At 65.3% G+C, this 16,783-nt stretch carries 26 protein-coding genes and 1 pseudogene; 10 read left to right on the top strand and 17 right to left on the bottom strand.

Going from position 1 to position 16,783, the window contains the following annotated elements; all coding sequences use genetic code 11:
* Position 1: 1 nt before the first annotated feature.
* On the bottom strand, positions 2–964 hold the full coding sequence (locus K410_RS0129120; protein WP_028138147.1) for a D-2-hydroxyacid dehydrogenase family protein: 963 nt from the start codon (positions 962–964) through the stop codon (positions 2–4).
* A gap of 129 nt (positions 965–1,093) precedes the next feature.
* Positions 1,094–1,309 carry a hypothetical protein gene (locus K410_RS0129115; protein WP_028138146.1) on the bottom strand — a complete coding sequence of 72 codons (216 nt, stop codon included), beginning with the start codon at positions 1,307–1,309 and terminating at the stop codon, positions 1,094–1,096.
* Positions 1,310–1,544: 235 nt separating this feature from the next.
* On the opposite strand from K410_RS0129115, the gene ettA reads away from it, so the two are divergent.
* Together ettA and K410_RS0129105 are read left to right on the top strand one after the other, a co-directional pair.
* Positions 1,545–3,194, top strand: a complete 1,650-nt coding sequence (gene ettA / locus K410_RS0129110) for an energy-dependent translational throttle protein EttA (protein ID WP_028138145.1) — start codon at positions 1,545–1,547, stop codon at positions 3,192–3,194.
* Between the two features lie 7 nt (positions 3,195–3,201).
* The gene (locus K410_RS0129105) at positions 3,202–4,428 is read left to right on the top strand and encodes a lytic murein transglycosylase (protein ID WP_028138144.1); all 1,227 of its coding nucleotides are present in this window, start codon (positions 3,202–3,204) and stop codon (positions 4,426–4,428) included.
* A 93-nt stretch (positions 4,429–4,521) separates the two neighbouring features.
* Here K410_RS0129105 and K410_RS0129100 read toward each other — a convergent pair whose 3' ends face one another.
* Positions 4,522–4,800 carry a hypothetical protein gene (locus K410_RS0129100; RefSeq protein ID WP_028138143.1) on the bottom strand — a complete coding sequence of 93 codons (279 nt, stop codon included), beginning with the start codon at positions 4,798–4,800 and terminating at the stop codon, positions 4,522–4,524.
* Between the two features lie 238 nt (positions 4,801–5,038).
* Positions 5,039–5,377 carry a hypothetical protein gene (locus K410_RS0129095; RefSeq protein ID WP_028138142.1) on the bottom strand — a complete coding sequence of 113 codons (339 nt, stop codon included), beginning with the start codon at positions 5,375–5,377 and terminating at the stop codon, positions 5,039–5,041.
* Between the two features lie 133 nt (positions 5,378–5,510).
* On the opposite strand from K410_RS0129095, the gene K410_RS0129090 reads away from it, so the two are divergent.
* From K410_RS0129090 to bfr, 3 genes are all read left to right on the top strand, one after another.
* Positions 5,511–5,816, top strand: a complete 306-nt coding sequence (locus K410_RS0129090) for a hypothetical protein (RefSeq protein ID WP_028138141.1) — start codon at positions 5,511–5,513, stop codon at positions 5,814–5,816.
* Positions 5,817–5,977: 161 nt separating this feature from the next.
* Complete coding sequence (locus tag K410_RS0129085) at positions 5,978–6,250, top strand: (2Fe-2S)-binding protein (RefSeq protein ID WP_028138140.1); 273 nt, start codon at positions 5,978–5,980, stop codon at positions 6,248–6,250.
* Positions 6,251–6,383: 133 nt separating this feature from the next.
* A complete protein-coding gene (gene bfr / locus K410_RS0129080) occupies positions 6,384–6,872 on the top strand; it encodes a bacterioferritin (RefSeq protein WP_024339472.1) in 489 nt (162 codons plus the stop codon).
* A 130-nt stretch (positions 6,873–7,002) separates the two neighbouring features.
* Here the strand turns inward: bfr and K410_RS0129075 are convergent, their stop codons facing one another.
* The 3 genes from K410_RS0129075 to K410_RS0129065 all read right to left on the bottom strand — a co-directional run bounded on the left by K410_RS0129075 (position 7,003) and on the right by K410_RS0129065 (position 9,263).
* Positions 7,003–7,605, bottom strand: a complete 603-nt coding sequence (locus K410_RS0129075; RefSeq protein WP_028138139.1) for an MSMEG_1061 family FMN-dependent PPOX-type flavoprotein — start codon at positions 7,603–7,605, stop codon at positions 7,003–7,005.
* Between the two features lie 77 nt (positions 7,606–7,682).
* Complete coding sequence (locus tag K410_RS0129070) at positions 7,683–8,036, bottom strand: hypothetical protein (protein WP_028138138.1); 354 nt, start codon at positions 8,034–8,036, stop codon at positions 7,683–7,685.
* A 150-nt stretch (positions 8,037–8,186) separates the two neighbouring features.
* On the bottom strand, positions 8,187–9,263 hold the full coding sequence (locus K410_RS0129065) for an alpha/beta fold hydrolase (RefSeq protein WP_028138137.1): 1,077 nt from the start codon (positions 9,261–9,263) through the stop codon (positions 8,187–8,189).
* A 134-nt stretch (positions 9,264–9,397) separates the two neighbouring features.
* Between K410_RS0129065 and K410_RS0129060 the strand changes: the two genes are divergently transcribed.
* Both K410_RS0129060 and K410_RS0129055 read left to right on the top strand, forming a co-directional pair.
* On the top strand, positions 9,398–9,664 hold the full coding sequence (locus K410_RS0129060) for a DUF2277 domain-containing protein (RefSeq protein ID WP_028138136.1): 267 nt from the start codon (positions 9,398–9,400) through the stop codon (positions 9,662–9,664).
* A gap of 164 nt (positions 9,665–9,828) precedes the next feature.
* Positions 9,829–10,050 carry a hypothetical protein gene (locus K410_RS0129055; protein ID WP_028138135.1) on the top strand — a complete coding sequence of 74 codons (222 nt, stop codon included), beginning with the start codon at positions 9,829–9,831 and terminating at the stop codon, positions 10,048–10,050.
* A 150-nt stretch (positions 10,051–10,200) separates the two neighbouring features.
* Here K410_RS0129055 and K410_RS38740 read toward each other — a convergent pair whose 3' ends face one another.
* The 3 genes from K410_RS38740 to K410_RS0129040 form a co-directional block, all read right to left on the bottom strand.
* Entirely contained in the window at positions 10,201–10,713 is a 513-nt protein-coding gene (locus K410_RS38740; RefSeq protein ID WP_028138134.1) for a collagen-like domain-containing protein, read from the bottom strand.
* Between the two features lie 113 nt (positions 10,714–10,826).
* Positions 10,827–11,075, bottom strand: a complete 249-nt coding sequence (locus K410_RS0129045; protein WP_028138133.1) for a helix-turn-helix domain-containing protein — start codon at positions 11,073–11,075, stop codon at positions 10,827–10,829.
* A 187-nt stretch (positions 11,076–11,262) separates the two neighbouring features.
* Positions 11,263–12,030 carry an SDR family NAD(P)-dependent oxidoreductase gene (locus K410_RS0129040; protein WP_028138132.1) on the bottom strand — a complete coding sequence of 256 codons (768 nt, stop codon included), beginning with the start codon at positions 12,028–12,030 and terminating at the stop codon, positions 11,263–11,265.
* A 111-nt stretch (positions 12,031–12,141) separates the two neighbouring features.
* Between K410_RS0129040 and K410_RS0129035 the strand changes: the two genes are divergently transcribed.
* Positions 12,142–12,639, top strand: coding sequence for a molecular chaperone DnaJ (locus K410_RS0129035; protein ID WP_028138131.1), 498 nt, complete (start codon positions 12,142–12,144; stop codon positions 12,637–12,639).
* Between the two features lie 79 nt (positions 12,640–12,718).
* On the opposite strand, the gene K410_RS0129030 is transcribed toward K410_RS0129035, so the two are convergent.
* From K410_RS0129030 to K410_RS0129020, 3 genes are all read right to left on the bottom strand, one after another.
* Positions 12,719–12,970 carry a hypothetical protein gene (locus K410_RS0129030; RefSeq protein WP_028138130.1) on the bottom strand — a complete coding sequence of 84 codons (252 nt, stop codon included), beginning with the start codon at positions 12,968–12,970 and terminating at the stop codon, positions 12,719–12,721.
* A gap of 242 nt (positions 12,971–13,212) precedes the next feature.
* Positions 13,213–13,473, bottom strand: a complete 261-nt coding sequence (locus tag K410_RS0129025; protein ID WP_028138129.1) for a hypothetical protein — start codon at positions 13,471–13,473, stop codon at positions 13,213–13,215.
* A 192-nt stretch (positions 13,474–13,665) separates the two neighbouring features.
* A complete protein-coding gene (locus tag K410_RS0129020; RefSeq protein WP_028138128.1) occupies positions 13,666–14,049 on the bottom strand; it encodes a RidA family protein in 384 nt (127 codons plus the stop codon).
* Between the two features lie 323 nt (positions 14,050–14,372).
* Here K410_RS0129020 and K410_RS0129015 point away from each other — a divergent pair, with 323 nt between their 5' ends.
* Complete coding sequence (locus K410_RS0129015; protein ID WP_028138127.1) at positions 14,373–14,807, top strand: hypothetical protein; 435 nt, start codon at positions 14,373–14,375, stop codon at positions 14,805–14,807.
* Positions 14,808–14,984: 177 nt separating this feature from the next.
* Positions 14,985–15,209 carry a DUF6429 family protein gene (locus K410_RS0129010; RefSeq protein WP_028138126.1) on the top strand — a complete coding sequence of 75 codons (225 nt, stop codon included), beginning with the start codon at positions 14,985–14,987 and terminating at the stop codon, positions 15,207–15,209.
* A gap of 153 nt (positions 15,210–15,362) precedes the next feature.
* Here K410_RS0129010 and K410_RS0129005 read toward each other — a convergent pair whose 3' ends face one another.
* The 4 genes and pseudogenes from K410_RS0129005 to K410_RS41100 form a co-directional block, all read right to left on the bottom strand.
* Entirely contained in the window at positions 15,363–15,869 is a 507-nt protein-coding gene (locus tag K410_RS0129005; protein ID WP_196236078.1) for a mismatch-specific DNA-glycosylase, read from the bottom strand.
* A 21-nt stretch (positions 15,870–15,890) separates the two neighbouring features.
* Positions 15,891–16,184, bottom strand: coding sequence for a type II toxin-antitoxin system RelE/ParE family toxin (locus tag K410_RS0129000; protein ID WP_028138124.1), 294 nt, complete (start codon positions 16,182–16,184; stop codon positions 15,891–15,893).
* Positions 16,181–16,468, bottom strand: a complete 288-nt coding sequence (locus K410_RS0128995; protein ID WP_028138123.1) for a hypothetical protein — start codon at positions 16,466–16,468, stop codon at positions 16,181–16,183. The genes K410_RS0129000 and K410_RS0128995 overlap by 4 nt, the downstream gene beginning before the upstream one ends.
* A gap of 14 nt (positions 16,469–16,482) precedes the next feature.
* Positions 16,483–16,719: pseudogene (locus tag K410_RS41100) on the bottom strand (uracil-DNA glycosylase family protein); the annotation flags it as partial.
* Positions 16,720–16,783 lie beyond the last annotated feature (64 nt).

The following is a 16,783-nucleotide window of genomic DNA, read 5'->3' as shown; positions in this document are numbered from 1 at the left end:
TTCAGGCCAGCCTGCGCGGCAGCTCTGCGCCCGCGGTGAAAGCATCGATCGCCTCGACCATCTGGCCGTAATGGATGCCAAGACCATCCTTGGTGGCGTAGCCGAGATGCGGCGTCAGCACGAGATTGTCGAGCTTGCGGAAGGGATGCTCGACCGGCAGCGGCTCGACCGAGAACACGTCGAGGCCGGCGCCCGCGATCCTGCGCTGCTGCAACGCCTCGAGCAGCGCCTGCTCGTCCACGATCGGCCCGCGCGCGGTGTTGACGAGGAATGCCGTCGGCTTCATCCGGGCCAGGTCGTCGCGGCTGACGAGACCGCGCGAGCGCTCGCTCAGCACGACATGGATGGTGACGATGTCGGCCCTGGCGAACAGCTCCTCCTTGGTGGCGTAGCCGACGCCGGAGCCCGCGCATTTCTCCGGCGTCAGGTTCGGGCTCCAGGCGATCACGTTCATGCCGAACGCCTTGGCGATCCCGGCCATCTTGCTGCCGAGCTTGCCGAGCCCGACGATTCCGAGCGTCATGCCCTCGATCTCGACGCCGGCAAAGGTCTGCCAGGGCTCGCCGGCATGCATGCGCGCATTCTCACGGCCAATGCCGCGGGTCAGCTCCAGGATCAGGCCCATGGCCAGCGGCGCGGTGGGATCGCGGGAATATTGCGTGCCGCCGACGGCGATGCCGCGCGCCTTCGCAGCTTCCATGTCGATCGCGGCGTTGCGCATGCCGGAGGTCAAGAGCAGCTTCAGCTTCGGCAAGCTCTCGAACAGGCTCTTGGGGAAAGCGGTGCGCTCGCGCATCGCGCAGATGATCTCGAAGTCGGCCAGCGCGCTGGCGGCGGCCTGCTCCGAAGCGAAGGGGTGGCTGAACACGGTGACGTCGATGCGGTCGGACAGTCTCTGCCAGTCGGCAACATCGAGCGCGAGGTTGAAATAATCGTCGAGAATTGCACAGCGCAGCCGGCTCATCAGCGTTCATCCATGGCGAGGGGTGAGGGCGCTGGACGAGCGCCATCGTCGGACCGGGCCATGGTTGCGCGCAATCGCAGCAGCGCGCAAGCCGTCTGCGTCTTCAAGAATCCGACAGCAGAGCGGGCTTTAGAGGTCGCGGGGCTTCAGGCGGAACGGCGCATCCATGCCGTGCTTGGCGCGCCAGGCGGGTCCGGGGCCGCGCATGTAGTGCAGCTCAGGCCGGTAGGGATTGAAGGCGGTGGCGAAGAAGCGCTTCCAGAATCCCCTGATCTCCGAGGCGAAGTCGGAGACGTGGCCGGCTTCTGCCGGAACAGGAAGAGAATGGGTCTCGATCAGAGCCATGATGCGGCCTCGCTGTGCTCCCGTTCGTTCTGAGCGGTGGCGCTGTTTCCGCGCGCGAAACCGAGCTTTCGGCCTGATTTATTAAAAGATGGTTTCAATTGTCCGGATCGGTGGCCGGATGGTGTCCGGTCCGTAATCACCAGTGGTGAACGGACGGAAAACGTTGCCCTTTTGGGACGGGCTCGCTACATCGCTGGCAAAGCAAATTTCCTCAAATCGAAGGTTTTCGGGACCGATGGCGCGCCAGTTCATCTACTTCATGCAGGGCCTGACCAAGAGCTACCCGACCCGCAAGGTGCTCGATAACATCCATCTGTCGTTCTACCCGGACGCCAAGATCGGCGTGCTCGGCGTCAACGGCTCGGGCAAGTCGACCCTGCTCAGGATCATGGCCGGCCTCGACAAGGAATACACCGGCGAGGCCTGGGTCGCCGAGGGCGCCCGCGTCGGCTATCTCGAGCAGGAGCCGCAGCTCGACCCTGCGCTCTCGGTGCGCGAGAACGTCATGCTGGGCGTCGCCAAGAAGAAGGCCATCCTCGACCGCTACAACGAGCTTGCGGTCAACTACTCGGAAGAGACCGCCGACGAGATGACCAAGCTGCAGGACGAGATCGAGGCCCAGGGCCTCTGGGATCTCGACAGCAAGGTCGACCAGGCCATGGACGCGCTGCGCTGTCCACCCGACGATGCCGACGTGACCAAGCTCTCCGGCGGCGAGCGCCGCCGCGTCGCGCTCTGCAAGCTGCTGCTCGACCAGCCCGAACTCCTGCTGCTGGACGAACCGACCAACCATCTCGACGCCGAGTCGGTGTCGTGGCTGGAAGGCCATTTGCGCAACTATCCCGGCGCGATCCTGATCGTGACCCACGACCGCTACTTCCTCGACAACGTCACGGGCTGGATCCTCGAGCTCGACCGCGGCCGCGGCATTCCCTATGAGGGCAATTACTCGTCCTGGCTGGTGCAGAAGCAGAAGCGCCTGGAGCAGGAGGGACGCGAGGACGTAGCGCACCAGAAGACGCTGGCCCGCGAGCAGGAATGGGTCGCGTCCTCGCCGAAAGCGCGCCAGGCCAAGTCCAAGGCGCGCTACCAGCGCTATGAGGAACTGCTCAAGAAGGCGAGCGAGAAGCAGACCCAGACCGCGCAGATCATCATTCCCGTTGCCGAACGGCTCGGCGCCAACGTGGTCGATTTCGATGGGCTCAGCAAAGGCTTCGGCGATCGCCTCCTGATCGACAATCTCACCTTCAAGCTGCCGCCCGGCGGCATCGTCGGCGTGATCGGTCCGAACGGCGCCGGCAAGACCACGTTGTTCAGGATGATCACCGGCCAGGAGAAGCCGGACGCTGGGACCATCACGATCGGCGAGACCGTGCATCTCGGCTATGTCGACCAGTCGCGCGATGCGCTCGACGGCAAGAAGACCGTGTGGGAGGAAATCTCCGGCGGCAACGAGCTGATCCTGCTCGGCAAGAAGGAGGTGAATTCGCGCGGTTATTGCTCGTCGTTCAACTTCAAGGGTGCGGACCAGCAGAAGAAGGTCGGTGCGCTCTCCGGCGGTGAACGCAACCGCGTGCATCTGGCCAAGATGCTGAAGTCCGGCGCCAACGTGCTGCTGCTCGACGAGCCGACCAACGACCTCGACGTCGACACGCTGCGCGCGCTCGAAGAGGCGCTGGAGGATTTTGCCGGCTGCGCCGTCATCATCAGCCATGATCGCTGGTTCCTCGACCGTATCGCGACCCACATCCTGGCCTTCGAAGGCGACAGCCACGTCGAATGGTTCGAGGGCAACTTCCAGGACTACGAGAAGGACAAGATGCGCCGGCTCGGCCAGGACAGCATCATCCCGCACCGCATGAAGTACAAGAAGCTGACGCGGTGACGGCGGCATGATGCGGCGGGCGCTCATCGCTGCGATGATCGCGGTCACCTGCGGCTGGTCGTCCGCCCGCGCCGCTGATGCCGCCTTTACCCAGTTCATCGCTTCGCTCTGGCCGGAGGCGCAGGCCGAAGGCGTCTCGCGCACGACCTTCGATGCGCAGACGCGCGGGCTCGAGCCGGACTACAAGCTGCCCGACCTGATCCTGCCCGGGCGCCCCGCGACGGGCGCGCCGTCGCAAGCCGAGTTCGTGCAGGTGCCGGCGGATTACGTCAGGGAATCCTCGATCGCGCGGCTGGCCGGCGAGGGGCAGCGGCTGCTGCAAAAGCATCGCGCCGTGCTCAGCGAGATCGAAAAGAAGTCCGGCGTGCCGGCCACCGTGATGCTGGCGATCTGGGGCCGCGAGACCGATTATGGCCGCTACACGCTGCCTTACGATCTGGTCCGCGTGCTGGCGACCCAGGCCTATGTGGGGCGGCGCAAGGATCAATACCGCACCGAGTTCATCCTTGCGCTGAAGCTCCTCGGCGAGGGCGTGGTGACGCGCAAGGACATGCGCTCGTCCTGGGCGGGCGCCACCGGACTCACGCAGTTCCTGCCATCGGAGTATTACAAGCACGGCGTCGATTTCGACGGCGACGGCCGCATCGACATCTGGCACTCGGTGCCGGATGCGCTGGCCTCGGCCGCGCAGCAGCTCGCCAACAAGGGCTGGCAGAGCGGCGTGCGCTGGGCCTACGAAGTGCAGGCGCCCGCAAAGGTCGATTGCACCGCTGGCGTACCCGAGGTGACGAAGCCGATCGGCCAGTGGCTGCGCGAAGGCTTCGTGCCGGTGCGTGGCCAGCGCCTGAGCGCGGCGGAGCAGGCCCAGCCGGCCTCGCTGCTGCAGCCCGAGGGCATCTACGGCCCGTCATTCCTGACCACCAAGAACTACTTCGTCATCAAGGAATACAATTTCTCCGACCTTTATGTGCTGTTCGTCGGCCATCTCAGCGACCGCATGACCAGCCCGCTGCCGTTCGCAACGCCCTGGTCGGCCTCGAAGCAGTTGCGCACCAAGGACGTCGAGACCATGCAGCGCGGGCTGACGCGGATCGGACTCTACAAGGACAAGATCGACGGCAAGGCCGGCATGCAGACGCGTGCAGCGCTGGGCGCCTATCAGAAGTCGGCGGGCCTCAAGGTCGATTGCTGGCCGAGCGAAGAGGTCCTCCGCTCGATCCAGGCGGCGCGCTAGCGAAGCGGCAAAAGAAAAGCCCGGCCGATGCTCTCGGCCGGGCTTCCCGATCGCGGCGCGCATGCGCCAAAGCGATCAGATCAGGCGATCAGATCAGTAGCAGACGCGAACCGGACGGCTGACCCAGCCGTAGCCATCCCAATAGCGCTCACGACGCCAGTAGCAGGGCGCGGGCGGCGGGGGCTCGGCGATATAGACGGGACCGCCATAGGCGGGACGGCTCGAGGCGATCGCGCCGCCGACAATGGCGCCACCGATCAGGCCGGCCGCGATGCCGGCGCCGACGTCGCCGGCTTTCGCGGACGGCGTGGCGGTGACCAGCGAACCGGCGACCGTCGCGACCGTGAGGGCGGCAACTAGAGTCTTCTTCATGCTCAGGGCTCTCCTGGGAGATGGGTCCTCTGGTTAGAGGCGCCCGGGTTTCAAAGGTTCACGCACACTCTGATGGAATTGGCCGTCCGGCTAGGAAGCGCGCAAATGGTCAATCCACGGTAAACGCACACGGAGCTGTGACGAGAAAAAGCGGTGTTTTTCAGGCCCCGAGATGAACAGCGTATCCGTAGTGAACCGGTGCAGCTGAAGCCGTCGCAGTGAGCCGGTTGGAGGCGGCTCAGCCACAGACCCTGACGCGGCGGATGCGCCAGGCATAGCCGTCCCAGAAACGCTGCTTCTGCCAGACGCAGCCGCCGCCATAATATCCGCGGCCATAATAGCCGTCGGCGACATAGCCGGGAGCCGGCGCATAATAGCGGGGCGGGTAATAGCCGGGTTCGTAATAGCCCGGACCGGGTCCGTAATAATACGGAGAGGCCAGCGCGCCGCCGACAATTGCGCCGCCGATGATGCCGGCGGCTACGCCCGCGGCGACGCCGCGCTGGGCGTGCGCCGGAGTTCCGGCCGCCACGGCCAGGGTCGCGACGGCTGCGACCGCCAGGAGCAATTTCTTCATTGGCTTGGACCTTTCGTACAAACACGCTGGAACCCTTTGCGGCAGAGTTCCATACTTCGCTTGAATGATCAATGAACGGCCCCTTTGCCGGGCGCGACCAATTGATGTGAACCGGGTCTGCCAGGAAGCGACGATGGGCAACGCGATGATGAATGCACTGATCGCAGCGGGGGCTGTCTCTGCGATCGGCTACGGCTGGCTGGTCCACCTCCAGAATCGCCGCCGACGCTCGCGTGCCGGAGCCGGTGGCGACGGCGGGAGCAGCAGCGAGACCTCCTACAGCGGGACAAATGACGGCTTCTCGCTGGGCAGCTGGTTTTCCGGCGACAGCACGGGGAACTCGACCGATAGCGGCACTTGTTCCAGCAGCGACAACGGCGGCGGTGGCGGGGATTGTGGAGGTGGCGGCGACGGTGGTGGGGGCGGCGGCGGCGACTAGATCCGCTCTAATCTTGATCCACCGCAACGCCGGGTTTTGAAGTCCTTCTAGGCTGTCCGTGGGCCAGTTTGGAATAGCTTAAAATACCGGTTTTTCCCTTTGCATCCGGGCGGCCCGTTAAATATCGATGATGACGCATCACCGAAGGGCCTGCCGCTTCCATGATCGTTTGTTCCTGTAACGTGCTGAGCGATGACGACATCCGCGCCGCCGTCGCCGAGTCCGACGACGCCGTGCGCCATGCCAAGCAGGTCTATGGATGCCTCGGCTGCAGCGCCGAATGCGGCCGCTGTGCGCGGACGATCAAGACCATCATCGACGAAGCCCTTGGCCCCTGCGCCCAGTCCTGCTGTGCCGGTTGCCCGCACAGCCACACGATGGCCGCCAATGACGAGACGGCCGCGCCCGTCCAGTTCGCCCTCGCGGCCTGCTGACGTCTTCCCGCCGGATCGGCAGAGCTTTTCCCCGGTTGCGTCTCGGTAGCCAGTTGCCCTCATCCGCAAATTGACTTAGAACCATTCTAAATTCGGTTAGGGCCGATTTGGAATGCAAGAGCTGGAGTGAACCATGCAGGGCGACGCAAAAGTCATCGACTATCTCAACAAGGCGCTGCGTCACGAACTGACTGCGATTAACCAGTACTGGCTGCACTATCGCTTCCTCGACAATTGGGGCCTCCTCGACATGGCCAAGGTCTGGCGCAAGGAATCGATCGAGGAGATGGAGCATGCCGACAAGCTCACCGCGCGCATCCTGTTCCTCGACGGTTTCCCGAACATGCAGGTGCTCGATCCGCTGCGCATCGGCCAGAACGTCAAGGAGATCATCGAGTGCGATCTCGCCGCCGAGATGAGCGCGCGGGCGCTCTATCAGGAGGCGGCGACCTACTGCCACGGCGCCAAGGACTACGTCACGCGCGACCTGTTCGAGAAGCTGATGAGCGACGAGGAGCACCACATCGACTTCCTCGAAACCCAGCTCGACCTGATCGGCCGCATCGGCCTCGAACTCTACACCCAGAAGCACGTCGGCGGGCTCGAGGGCGAGGGGCATTAGGCCCTGGCTCTGGCCCATCCATTCGTCATGGCCGGGCTTGACCCGGCCATCCACGTGTTGCCGCGCGACACAGACGTGGATGCCCGGGACAAGCCCGGGCATGACGGTTCGTTTGCGGAACCACGCCCCACTACAACTGCGTCTTGTAGAGCTCTTCCACGGTCTCCTGGCTGGCCGGTTCGCCGAGGCCGGTCTGGTCGTGAATGACCGTGACGATGCTCGGCATCACCGAGCGCTGCACCTTGTCCGACGACCATAGCTTCGAGCGCATCAGCGCCTTGCCGCAGTGGAAATAGACTTCGCTCACGGCGACGTTCAGCACCGCCCGCGGCGGCTTGCCGAACTCGATCATGGACGCGAGCAGGTCCGGATCGGCCGAGAGCGTGCCGCGCCCGCCGACGCGCAGCGTCTCGTCGATGCCGGGAACGAAGAACAACAGCTGCACGAAGCCCGAGCCCTCGACGACGTTGCGGAAGCTGTCGATCCGGTTGTTGCCGGAGCGGTCGGGCATCAACAGCTGGTTGGGACCGGCGACGTGGACGAAGCCGATGCCGCCCCCGCGCGGCGAGGCATCGACGCTGCCGTCCGCTCCCGATGTCGCGAGCACGCAGAACGGCGACATCTCGATGAACTTCTTCGCATGCGCGTCGATCGCGGGACGCGCTTTCGCGATCACGCGCGGGCTCGGCTTGGCATAGATGGTGGCGAGGTCTTCGGCGCAAAGATCGGTCAAAGGCGTGCCTCCGCATCGGATTGGCGGCAACCTACCCGATCGGCCCGTTGCCAGCCAATGGAATCGATCAAGGCGCGTTATACCGCGTCCGCCGGCACGAAGCAGCTGATGATGATGGCGCCGCGGTGGTGGACGTACCACACCACGGCCTGGCCGACCGGATTGCCCTGATCGCGGATCACCGCGCGCCCGGGCACCTCCATCCATTGTCCTTCGATCGGCACCCAATAGACGCCGCCGCGCACGTCGTACTCGGTACGATGGCCGTCGGAGATGTCGCAGCAGGGCACGCCGTTCGGCGCGATGACGCTCTTGAACCAGGCGCGGATGTCAGGCGGAACATGGTCGTATTGACCGTTGTCGCGCGCGAACGCGGCGCTCGTCAGCGCCGTCATCGCGGCCAGCCAAACGCACAATGCGAGGCTGCGCATGCGGTCCTCCTCGTCGCGTGTCGTGCATCGGCGCGCAATCGTCCCGCGCGTCGATTCGGATTCGTTGGCGCGATTAAGCCCGAGCTCTCAGCGCATTGCATGCTCAAATAATATGCGGCGCCGACGCGTCGCACATGATGCGTTGCAAAATCAGCGGCGCGCCGATTCCATGGTTTGCTGGGGCGTGCTCTCCAGCCATTGCCTGATCTGCTCGCTGTAGAACTTCGCATTGCCGGTGGTGCCGTGGCCGCGCGTCTCGGCGCTGGCAGGGATCAGATACAACTTGCCGTTCTTGACCCGCTTCATGGCCGCCTCGGTGATGCCGGTCTCGGGGGGATTGCGCTCGTCGTCGGCGGAATTGATCAGGAGCAGCGACGCTTCGATGGCCTCCAGCTTCTCGCCGGCATTGTAGTCGTGCGAGGACTCCCACTGGTAGACGAAGTCGTTGGCATCTGCCGTGATCGGCGTCGCGAGCCGGTCGTCGACCATCTTGTCGGCCTTGGCCGCGGTCGGGGCCTGCGCTTGATAGGCGAGCGTGCCGCCGATGCTGGCGATGCCGTAGGCTGTGACGGCGTACTTCATCATGCGCGGCTGGCCGGTGTAGTTGCCGCCATTGTAGTCGGGATCGTTGCGGATGGTGTCGAGCATGATCCGCCGCATCATCCAGTTGCGCGAGGCCATCTCGGTCGGCTGCGAGGCCATCGGAATCAGCGCGTCCATCGCCTTCGGATATTTCACGCCCCACAGCCAGGTGTGCATGCCGCCCATCGAATTGCCGATGACGAGCCGCAAATGCTTGACGCCGAGGCCCTCCGTCACCAGGCGGTACTGCGCCTCGACCATGTCGTCGTAATTGTATTTCGGAAAGTTCGTCTTCATGCCGTCGGACGGCTTCGACGATTTGCCGTGGCCGATGCTGTCGGGAAGGATGATGTAGTACTTGGCGGCGTCGAGCGGCTGCCCGGGGCCGAACAGCTCGCCGCCGAAGGAAGGTCCCAGCATGCCGGTGCCCGAGCCGCCCGTGCCGTGCAGCACCAGCACCGGCTGGCCCGAGGGCTCGCCGACCGTGGTGTAATGCAGCTTCAGTTCAGGCATGACCTCGCCGGTGTGGAACTTGAAATCCTTGGCGATCCAGTCGCCCTGCCGGGGGGCGGGACGATCTGCGGCCGTCGCAGACATCGAAAAGGACAACAGGACGGTCGATAGCGCGGCGCAAAGCACCTTCATGTCTCTCATGTCTCTCTCCCCGTTGCGGCTCGTCAGTGGCCGCGTTGCGATGGAACTTAGCAGAAATGCGGGGAAGGATGTAGGATTTCGGCTCCGCCGATCGTCTTCATGGAAACATCCGAAGAGAGGCCTGCATGTGCCGCAACATCAAGACGCTGTTCAATTTCGAGCCGCCGGCGACGGAGGACGAGATCCATGCCAGCGCGCTGCAATTCGTGCGAAAATTGTCCGGCTTCAACAAGCCGTCGCAGGCCAATGAGGCGGCGTTCGACCGTGCGGTGGCGGAAGTCTCGGAGGCCGCGCGAAGATTGCTGAGCTCGCTGCACACCCATGCGCCGGCGCGCGACCGCGAGGTCGAGGCGGAGCGGGCCAGGGAGCGCTCGCGGCTGCGGTTCGGCTAGAGCAAGATCATGCCCAATCAACACCCTCAAGCGCGATGGCGATTCATCCAAGTCTCATCGCGCTTTGGCAGCGCCGCCACTCCTTCCGTGATCTGGCTCACGGTATGGGCGGCCCGGCCTTGCCATGATGTCCACCGGGGTTTTGACAGCCCGGGAGCACGATCATGAGCCGCCCCCTTCTTCCTCTGAAAGCAGGTGCCATCGTTCTCACGCTGCTATGGACGGCGTGGATGATGTGGTGGAGCGGCTCGTTCTCGAGCGCCCAGGTGATCATCCTTGCCCTGTGCGGCGCGGCGGTCGGCTATCTCTGGTATCGCGCCATGCGCTGGCAGTTCGAGCGCATGGGCTTGCTGCCGCACAAGGACGATGCGTCCGGCGCGTCCTGATCTTTCTCGTGTCCCGGACGCGGTGCGGCGCGAAGTGCCGCCCTGCAGAGCCGGGACCCAGTCATCGTCGGCGCAGGTCTCGGTAATATGGGCCCCGGCTCAGCAGCGCAGCATTGCATGCCGCGCTGCGTCCGGGGCACCGCGATGCTGCTAGTCTTCGTCGACGTGCTTCTTCTTTTTCTTCTTTTTCTTGTGCCCGTCGCCGTCGTGGCTCTCGTCAACAATGGCTTCATCGGGCTCCTGAACGGCGGCCGCCAGCGCTTCCCGCTCGGCGGCCTCGCGCTCGCGTTGACGGCGGCGCTCGTCCCAGGCATCGAAGAGTTGGTCGAGCCACGGCAGCACCTGCTCGATCGAGGGCAGCTGACCGGCAGGCCCCGGCTCGCCGCGCGGGCCTTGCGGCCCCGTCGGCCCCTGCGGTCCGGCAGGTCCCTGCGCGCCGACTGGCCCGCGCGGGCCGGCTTCGCCCTGCTTGCCTTGCGGACCGGGCTTGCCAGGCGGGCCGGCCTTTCCGAGCGGCCCCGGCTTGCCCTGCGGCCCCGGCTTGCCGCGCGCACCGTCGGGCCCGCGCCGTCCCGGATGACCCTGCGGCCCAGGCCGTCCCGGCTCGCCCTGCCGTCCGCGCGGGCCTTGAGGTCCCGGCCGTCGTCCTTGATCGTCTGCCACGCCACTGCTCCCTTAACCCGAAGCAAGCTACTTAGCGGCGTTTGACGACAGCAGCAATTCCGCGCCCGCGCATCGCGCGACGCGGGTCAACGTCGATGCGCGCGGCCCACGCGCTAGTCCTGATAGGCAGGCACCTCGATGCCGGATGCGGCATAGAGCTTGATCTTGTTGCGCAGCGTGCGCACCGACAGGCCGAGTACGCGCGAGGCGCGGGTGCGGTTGCCGTCGCAGCGCGCCAGCGTCTGCAGCACGAGCTCGCGTTCGACCTCGTCGACGGTGGCGCCGATCAGCAGTGGAACGATCTGGTTAGGGGCAAGAAATTGGGCGCCCGGCTCGGACGCGGCGACGTGAACAGTGGTCATCGATACACTCCCCGATCAACGCCCGCTTCCATCGTTGGAAGCGGATCGAGAACAAACGACCCCCAAGCCGTAGATCTACGGTGAGCGGGTTTGGTTAATGAAAGGTTAATTGCGGGACGCCGCACCAGATGACCTCAGGAATGCCGCGAAGCCGCCGCGATTGGCGGCGGCTTCGTGATGAATCCGGTCACACCGTCCGATAGCCGCCGTCCACCATCACGATCGTTCCGGTGACATAGGCCGACAGGTCCGAGGCGAGGAAGAGCGCGGGTCCGACGATATCCTCGGGCTTGCCGGTGCGCGCCAGCGGGGTGTGGTCGACGAAGGCCTGCACCAGCGCCGGATTGGTCGCACGCACGTTGGCGTTGATGTTGGTCTCGATGAAGCCCGGCCCGATGGCGTTGACGCGCACGCCCTCCTTGCCGAGCTCGACGGCGAGCGCCTTGGTGAAGCCGAGCACGCCGTGCTTCGAGGTGGTGTAGGCCGCCGAGCTCGGCGTGCGCAGATGCACGAAGGACTGGATCGAGCCGATGTTGACGATGCGGCCCTTGCTGGCGCGCAAGGGGGCGAGGAAGGCCTGCGTCATGTTGAAGACGCCGTTGAGGTTGAGCGAGATGATGTCGTTCCAGTCCTTCGCCACCGTCTCGGTCTCGGCGGTGAAGGCGTTGCGGCGGGTGATGCCGGCATTGTTGACGAGGATCGAGACCTGCCCGACCTTGTCGGCGACTTGGCTGGCCAGCGCGAAGCAGTCCTCGCGCCGGGTAACGTCCAGCGCAAAGCTCTCGGCCTTGCCGCCCGAATTCCGGATCTCCTGCGCGGCCTCCGCGACGGTGTCGGAATTGACGTCGAGCAGCACCACCTGCGCGCCCTCGCGCGCATAGCCGGCGGCGATGGCGCGGCCGATGCCGGAACCGGCGCCCGTGACGACGGCGATGTGGTTTGCGAGCAAGGCCATGACATTTTCCTCCCGATTTCGTTTCGAAGTTTCACGAAACGCTAACTCGAAATTAAGGGGCCGGAAACGGCAGCCTTGGCATACTGATCGTGATTGCTAAACGTTGCGCGCATGATGGAACGGCTCGACTCCCGGCTGGACTCTTGGAAACTCGCCCTTGAACGGCTGCGGTCGGCGCCATCCGCCGACTTCGCCGAGGCGGGCCGGCTCGTGGCCGAGATCGTGCGGATGAGCGTCGACGTCACGCTGCGCCAGGCGGCGGAGCAGGCGCTTCCGGTGCTGCGCCAGGCGGCAGGCAACGACGATCACGGCGTGACGCTGGCGGCGCAGCGCCGCCTCGGCGTGGTGCTCGAGGTCGTCCATGATCTGACCGCGCCGCGCTTCGGCCGCCGCAACGCCATGCCGAAGAAGCTCTCCCGCGAGGATCACGCCCGCAGGATGCTCGGCCTCCCGCTCGCGGTGCAGCTGACCTGCGAGGACATCAACCAGGCCTATCGCCGCGCCGCCAAGGGCATGCATCCCGATCACGGCGGCAGCGCGCAAGGCTTCATCGACCTCGCCGCCGCGCGCGATATCCTGATCCATCCCGGCGCGCACAAGGACGCGTGAGCGTCTCAACCCTTCGAAAAACAGAACGGGCAAGGACGCTGAGGTCCTTGCCCGGTTCTTCGTCCGCCGATCGATTACCTTACCACTTGCAGCTGCCGCTCTTGAGCGCGGCGTCCTTCACCGCGAGTGCGTCGATGAAGGTCGCGACGCTCGGGCTGGCGCGGTGATAGCCGGCCGGCCACGGCGTGGTCGGGATGCTCTCGTCCCAGATCTGGCAGAAGCCGCTGTCCTGCCAGCGGATCAGGTGATAGCCGGCCTCGGCGGGGCTCGCCGCGACGAAGGCGGTGACGGCAAGGCCGGCGGCGGCGCACAGCAGGGAAATACGACGCATGATCAGCTCCTCAAAATAAATGATGTGATGCGCCTCCCGGCAATGACGGGGAGGGCGGGTGCCGGACGCTCGTGGTCGATGCGCCCCGGACAAGATGTGAGTAGTTCCGCCTGCCGCTCAGGTTCAACGGACGCGCGCGGGAGACGGCCGGTCGGGGACGGAAAAATGCGCGGTCCTGTCAAAGACAAAGGGCGGACCGCCTGCGCGATCCGCCCTTGAAATCCGCGTCTGTTGCGGTGCCTCTAAAGCGTGCAGCGGCGCTCGCCGCGCATCTTGATCTGGAGGTCGGACGCCTGCTGGAAGGTCGGGAACGACTTGCTGACGACCTTGTAGGTCGAGGTCCCGATCTGGAGCGGCTTCATCTGCAGGTCCTCGTTCCAGACCTGGCAGATGCCGGTGTTGTCCCAGCGGATCACGTAATAGCCGACCTTCGCGGAGGCGGGCACGGCGAACACGGAACTGGCGATGCCGGCAACGGCACTGAGCGCGAGAAGGCGACGCATGAAATAACTCCTTTGGGATATGGACCGGAAAAACTCGTGCGGTAAAAGCAGGTCCTTTGCAAGCGAGTGAGCCGCCACTCACGGACATGTCAGCCCTGCCTTGCGCATTCGGTTCGGCCGCGTGCCCTGCGGGCCACAGCCAGCTGACGTGAGCCTGACATGGCCCTTATTTGAACCTCACTTCTTTGAGCCTCACTTGGCCAGCGAGGCCACCGCCTCGATCTCGATCAGCATCTCCGGTCTCGGCAGCGCCTGCACCACGCAGGTGGTGCGCGCCGGATAGGGCGGCGGGCCGAAGGCGCCGGCATAGAGCGCGTTCATGGCGGCGACGTCGGAGGCGCGGGTCAGGAGCACGTTGACCTTGGCGAGGTCGCGGATGCCGGCCCCGGCCTCGTCCAGCACGCGCTTGATGTTGACGACGACATTGGCGAACTGCGCCTCGAAGCCGTCAGGCAGCGCGCCGTCGGCATCGAAGCCCGGAATGCCCGAGACGAACAGGAGATCGCCGACCCGCGTCGCAAAGGACAGCGGCGGCGCCTTGACGTGCGGCGGGGGCGCGAAATGCTGGATCGGCATGGGATCACCTCGAAGGATAGTCGCTGATGCCGCAAGCGTAGCGGCAGGCGAGGGGGCCTCAAACCAAAAAATGCGAAAACAACCCCATGCACAGTAGGAGTCCAGCGGAAATCATCGGCTTTTTGGAATGCTGAAATGTCGAAATTGCCATTGCTCCGTCGGGCAAAGCAGGAGCAGGATGGCATGGTGGACTGGGTTCGGCCCCAAGCTCCGCTGTCATGCCCGGATTGACGCCGCCTCTCATCATGTTGCCGCCCCGATCGATCAGATAAATTCGCCGCGTCTGATTCGAATCCCCCTCAGAAACAGCCCCGGAGACCCCCATGAAGCTTGCATCCACCCTTCGCGCCGCGCTGGTCGCCATTGCCGCACTTGCCGGCCTCTCGACCGCGGCGCGGGCCGACAGCGGTTTCGTGACGCTGACGATCTACAAGGCGGGCTGGATCATCGGCGGATCGGGCGGCTCGGGCGTGCTCAACTTCCGCGGCCGCACCTACGCGCTCTCCACCGGCGGGCTCGACTACGGCCTGGTGTTCGGCGGCTCCAAGACCGTGCTGCGCGGCCGCGTCAGCAACATCAACCGCCCCTCCGACGTCGCCGGCGTCTACGGCGCCGCCGGTGCCGGCCTCGCCGTCGGCCGCGGCGCCCGCGCCATCGTGCTGACCAACCAGAAGGGCGCGGTGCTGGAGCTGACCGGTCACCAGGTCGGCCTGATGGCGAACGCCGATCTCTCGGGGCTTGCGATCACGATGCGCTAGGCAAGGTGCCATAGGGTGGGCAAAGGCGCAGAAGCGCCGTGCCCACAATCTCTTCATGATCGCGACAGGTGGTGGGCCCTCTTTCCGCCTTCGCTCTTCGACTACGGCGGCTAGCGCCGTTGCAGATTGTCGATCGCCGAATAGGATGGCCGCAACACGGTTCGAAAGGAGGTCGATATGGCCATCAACACGGACAAGATCGACGACGCGGCGCTCGCTCTGCTCTATCTGACCCTGCACGATGGCTATCGGGCGTGGAAGGGTTTTGATTGGGGCGTGCTTGGCCGCCTGCATGACAAGGGCATGATCGACGATCCCGTCGGCAAGGTGAAGTCGGTGGTGTTCACGGACGAAGGCCTCGAACGCGCGAAGACGCTGTTCAAGGAATTGTTCGAGGAGTGATGCGTTGCGTAGGGTGGGTTAGCCGCTCACGAGCGCGGTCCGTCAACACGGAACGGCGCAAGGCGTAACCCACCACTTGCGGCGACCGCGGCGACCGAAGCGATGGGTTACGCCGCGCGACCGCGCTTCGCGCCGCCGCGCAGCTAACCCACCCTACGAAGCAATCCACGCCGCCAGCTCGCGCCACGGCCTGATGGTCCAACTCCCCGACGCCGCGCCCGACGGCGACGGCAGCACAAAAATCTCCGGCAAGCTCCCCTCGCGCGGCTGCCGCCCCAGCGCAATCCCGCGCGACGGCCGGCCGTAAAACAAGCTCGCCGCCTTCTTGCTCGTGAACGCAATCGTCCGCGGCCGATAAGTCTCCATCTTCGCCCTGAAGCCCGGCACGTCGATCGTCTCCGCCACGATCTGATGATCCATCCCGGCGCCCGTCTTGCAGAGATCGGTGAAGCCGATCCCGAGATCGATCAGGGAAGCGAACTCGCTCGGCTGATAGCGCCGCGGCGTGATCCCGGCCTCATGGATCGCGCGCCAGAAGCGGTTGCCGGGATGGGCGTAGTAGTGCCCGAGCTCGGCCGAGCGCGTCGAGGCGGCGGTGCCGACGAAGACGAGGCGGAGGCCCGAGCGGAGCTGGTCGGGGAGGCGGTGGGTTTCAAGCAAGTCAATCGTCCGTGGCTGCGCTCACTCGTCCGCCTTGCGGGCTTCGCGGCCATGCCAAATCCGCGTGATCAGGATGTCTTTCGCTTCCACCAACACGGCATAACGCACGATGTAACCGGACGCGCCAAAGCGGACCACGATCTGGCGAAGCTCGGCATCTTCGGTCTGCGTGCCCAGATCTGGAAACTCCTCTAGCCGCTCGATCGCCCGCCAGATCGACGCGAGCGCGCGCTGCGCGGCGGCCGGGCTGTGTTGATCGAGGAAAAGGCGCAATCGCTCGACGTCCTCGACGGCGTCGGGCGAAAGCAGGATCATCCGATTTTGCGCGCCACCGGTCGCGGCAGCTCCTTCGCCGATCCCCAGCTCGCGACCCAGTCCTTCACCTCGTTGAGCGGCACGGCGGCGCGGCTCTTGCGGAATTCATCCAGCCGCCGGCGGTCCTCGGCGACATCGGGGCCGGCAATATCGACCACGGAATCGAGCAGCGCCACGGCCTCCGCGAGCACGGCGGCGACATCCTGCCCGCGCTCGTCGGCCATCTCGCGCAAACGCGCGTCGGTGTCGGCGTCGATGTCCAGCGTGCGGCGAATGATGTTCATGGATTCAGAATAGGCGCGGAGCGGGAATTTGTCGAGGTGGCCGAATTGGAGAGATCGGTGAAGCCGATCCCGAGTGCGAGCAGTGATGCAAACTCGCCCGGCTGATAGCGCCGCGGCGTGATCATACGGCGCGCGCCAGAAGCGGTTGCCGGGATGCGCGTAGTAGTGCCCAAGCGCGCCGAGCGGGTCGAGGCGGCCGTGCCGACGAAGACGAGGCGGAGATTCGGGCGGAGCTGGTCGGGGAGGCGGTGGAGGAGGGCGCGTCATTTCATCGCGGCCGTAGCCTAATGAGAGAGCCTCATCAGGGGAGACTCA

The sequence above is a fragment of the Bradyrhizobium sp. 22 genome (assembly GCF_000482425.1).
Classification (GTDB): Bacteria; Pseudomonadota; Alphaproteobacteria; order Rhizobiales; family Xanthobacteraceae; genus Bradyrhizobium; species Bradyrhizobium japonicum_B.
Note: the sequence above shows the minus strand (reverse complement) of the source record. Positions and strands in the feature narration are given on the sequence as shown.

What these genes read in the sequence shown, in the direction of transcription:
- K410_RS0129120 (WP_028138147.1), bottom strand. Translation starts at nt 964, where the DNA reads ATGAGCCGGCTGCGCTGTGCAATTCTCGACGATTATTTCAACCTCGCG.
- K410_RS0129115 (WP_028138146.1), bottom strand. Translation starts at nt 1,309, where the DNA reads ATGGCTCTGATCGAGACCCATTCTCTTCCTGTTCCGGCAGAAGCCGGC.
- ettA (WP_028138145.1), top strand. Translation starts at nt 1,545, where the DNA reads ATGGCGCGCCAGTTCATCTACTTCATGCAGGGCCTGACCAAGAGCTAC.
- K410_RS0129105 (WP_028138144.1), top strand. Translation starts at nt 3,202, where the DNA reads ATGATGCGGCGGGCGCTCATCGCTGCGATGATCGCGGTCACCTGCGGC.
- K410_RS0129100 (WP_028138143.1), bottom strand. Translation starts at nt 4,800, where the DNA reads ATGAAGAAGACTCTAGTTGCCGCCCTCACGGTCGCGACGGTCGCCGGT.
- K410_RS0129095 (WP_028138142.1), bottom strand. Translation starts at nt 5,377, where the DNA reads ATGAAGAAATTGCTCCTGGCGGTCGCAGCCGTCGCGACCCTGGCCGTG.
- K410_RS0129090 (WP_028138141.1), top strand. Translation starts at nt 5,511, where the DNA reads ATGGGCAACGCGATGATGAATGCACTGATCGCAGCGGGGGCTGTCTCT.
- K410_RS0129085 (WP_028138140.1), top strand. Translation starts at nt 5,978, where the DNA reads ATGATCGTTTGTTCCTGTAACGTGCTGAGCGATGACGACATCCGCGCC.
- bfr (WP_024339472.1), top strand. Translation starts at nt 6,384, where the DNA reads ATGCAGGGCGACGCAAAAGTCATCGACTATCTCAACAAGGCGCTGCGT.
- K410_RS0129070 (WP_028138138.1), bottom strand. Translation starts at nt 8,036, where the DNA reads ATGCGCAGCCTCGCATTGTGCGTTTGGCTGGCCGCGATGACGGCGCTG.
- K410_RS0129065 (WP_028138137.1), bottom strand. Translation starts at nt 9,263, where the DNA reads ATGAAGGTGCTTTGCGCCGCGCTATCGACCGTCCTGTTGTCCTTTTCG.
- K410_RS0129060 (WP_028138136.1), top strand. Translation starts at nt 9,398, where the DNA reads ATGTGCCGCAACATCAAGACGCTGTTCAATTTCGAGCCGCCGGCGACG.
- K410_RS0129055 (WP_028138135.1), top strand. Translation starts at nt 9,829, where the DNA reads ATGAGCCGCCCCCTTCTTCCTCTGAAAGCAGGTGCCATCGTTCTCACG.
- K410_RS0129045 (WP_028138133.1), bottom strand. Translation starts at nt 11,075, where the DNA reads ATGACCACTGTTCACGTCGCCGCGTCCGAGCCGGGCGCCCAATTTCTT.
- K410_RS0129040 (WP_028138132.1), bottom strand. Translation starts at nt 12,030, where the DNA reads ATGGCCTTGCTCGCAAACCACATCGCCGTCGTCACGGGCGCCGGTTCC.
- K410_RS0129035 (WP_028138131.1), top strand. Translation starts at nt 12,142, where the DNA reads ATGATGGAACGGCTCGACTCCCGGCTGGACTCTTGGAAACTCGCCCTT.
- K410_RS0129030 (WP_028138130.1), bottom strand. Translation starts at nt 12,970, where the DNA reads ATGCGTCGTATTTCCCTGCTGTGCGCCGCCGCCGGCCTTGCCGTCACC.
- K410_RS0129025 (WP_028138129.1), bottom strand. Translation starts at nt 13,473, where the DNA reads ATGCGTCGCCTTCTCGCGCTCAGTGCCGTTGCCGGCATCGCCAGTTCC.
- K410_RS0129020 (WP_028138128.1), bottom strand. Translation starts at nt 14,049, where the DNA reads ATGCCGATCCAGCATTTCGCGCCCCCGCCGCACGTCAAGGCGCCGCCG.
- K410_RS0129015 (WP_028138127.1), top strand. Translation starts at nt 14,373, where the DNA reads ATGAAGCTTGCATCCACCCTTCGCGCCGCGCTGGTCGCCATTGCCGCA.
- K410_RS0129010 (WP_028138126.1), top strand. Translation starts at nt 14,985, where the DNA reads ATGGCCATCAACACGGACAAGATCGACGACGCGGCGCTCGCTCTGCTC.
- K410_RS0129000 (WP_028138124.1), bottom strand. Translation starts at nt 16,184, where the DNA reads ATGATCCTGCTTTCGCCCGACGCCGTCGAGGACGTCGAGCGATTGCGC.
- K410_RS0128995 (WP_028138123.1), bottom strand. Translation starts at nt 16,468, where the DNA reads ATGAACATCATTCGCCGCACGCTGGACATCGACGCCGACACCGACGCG.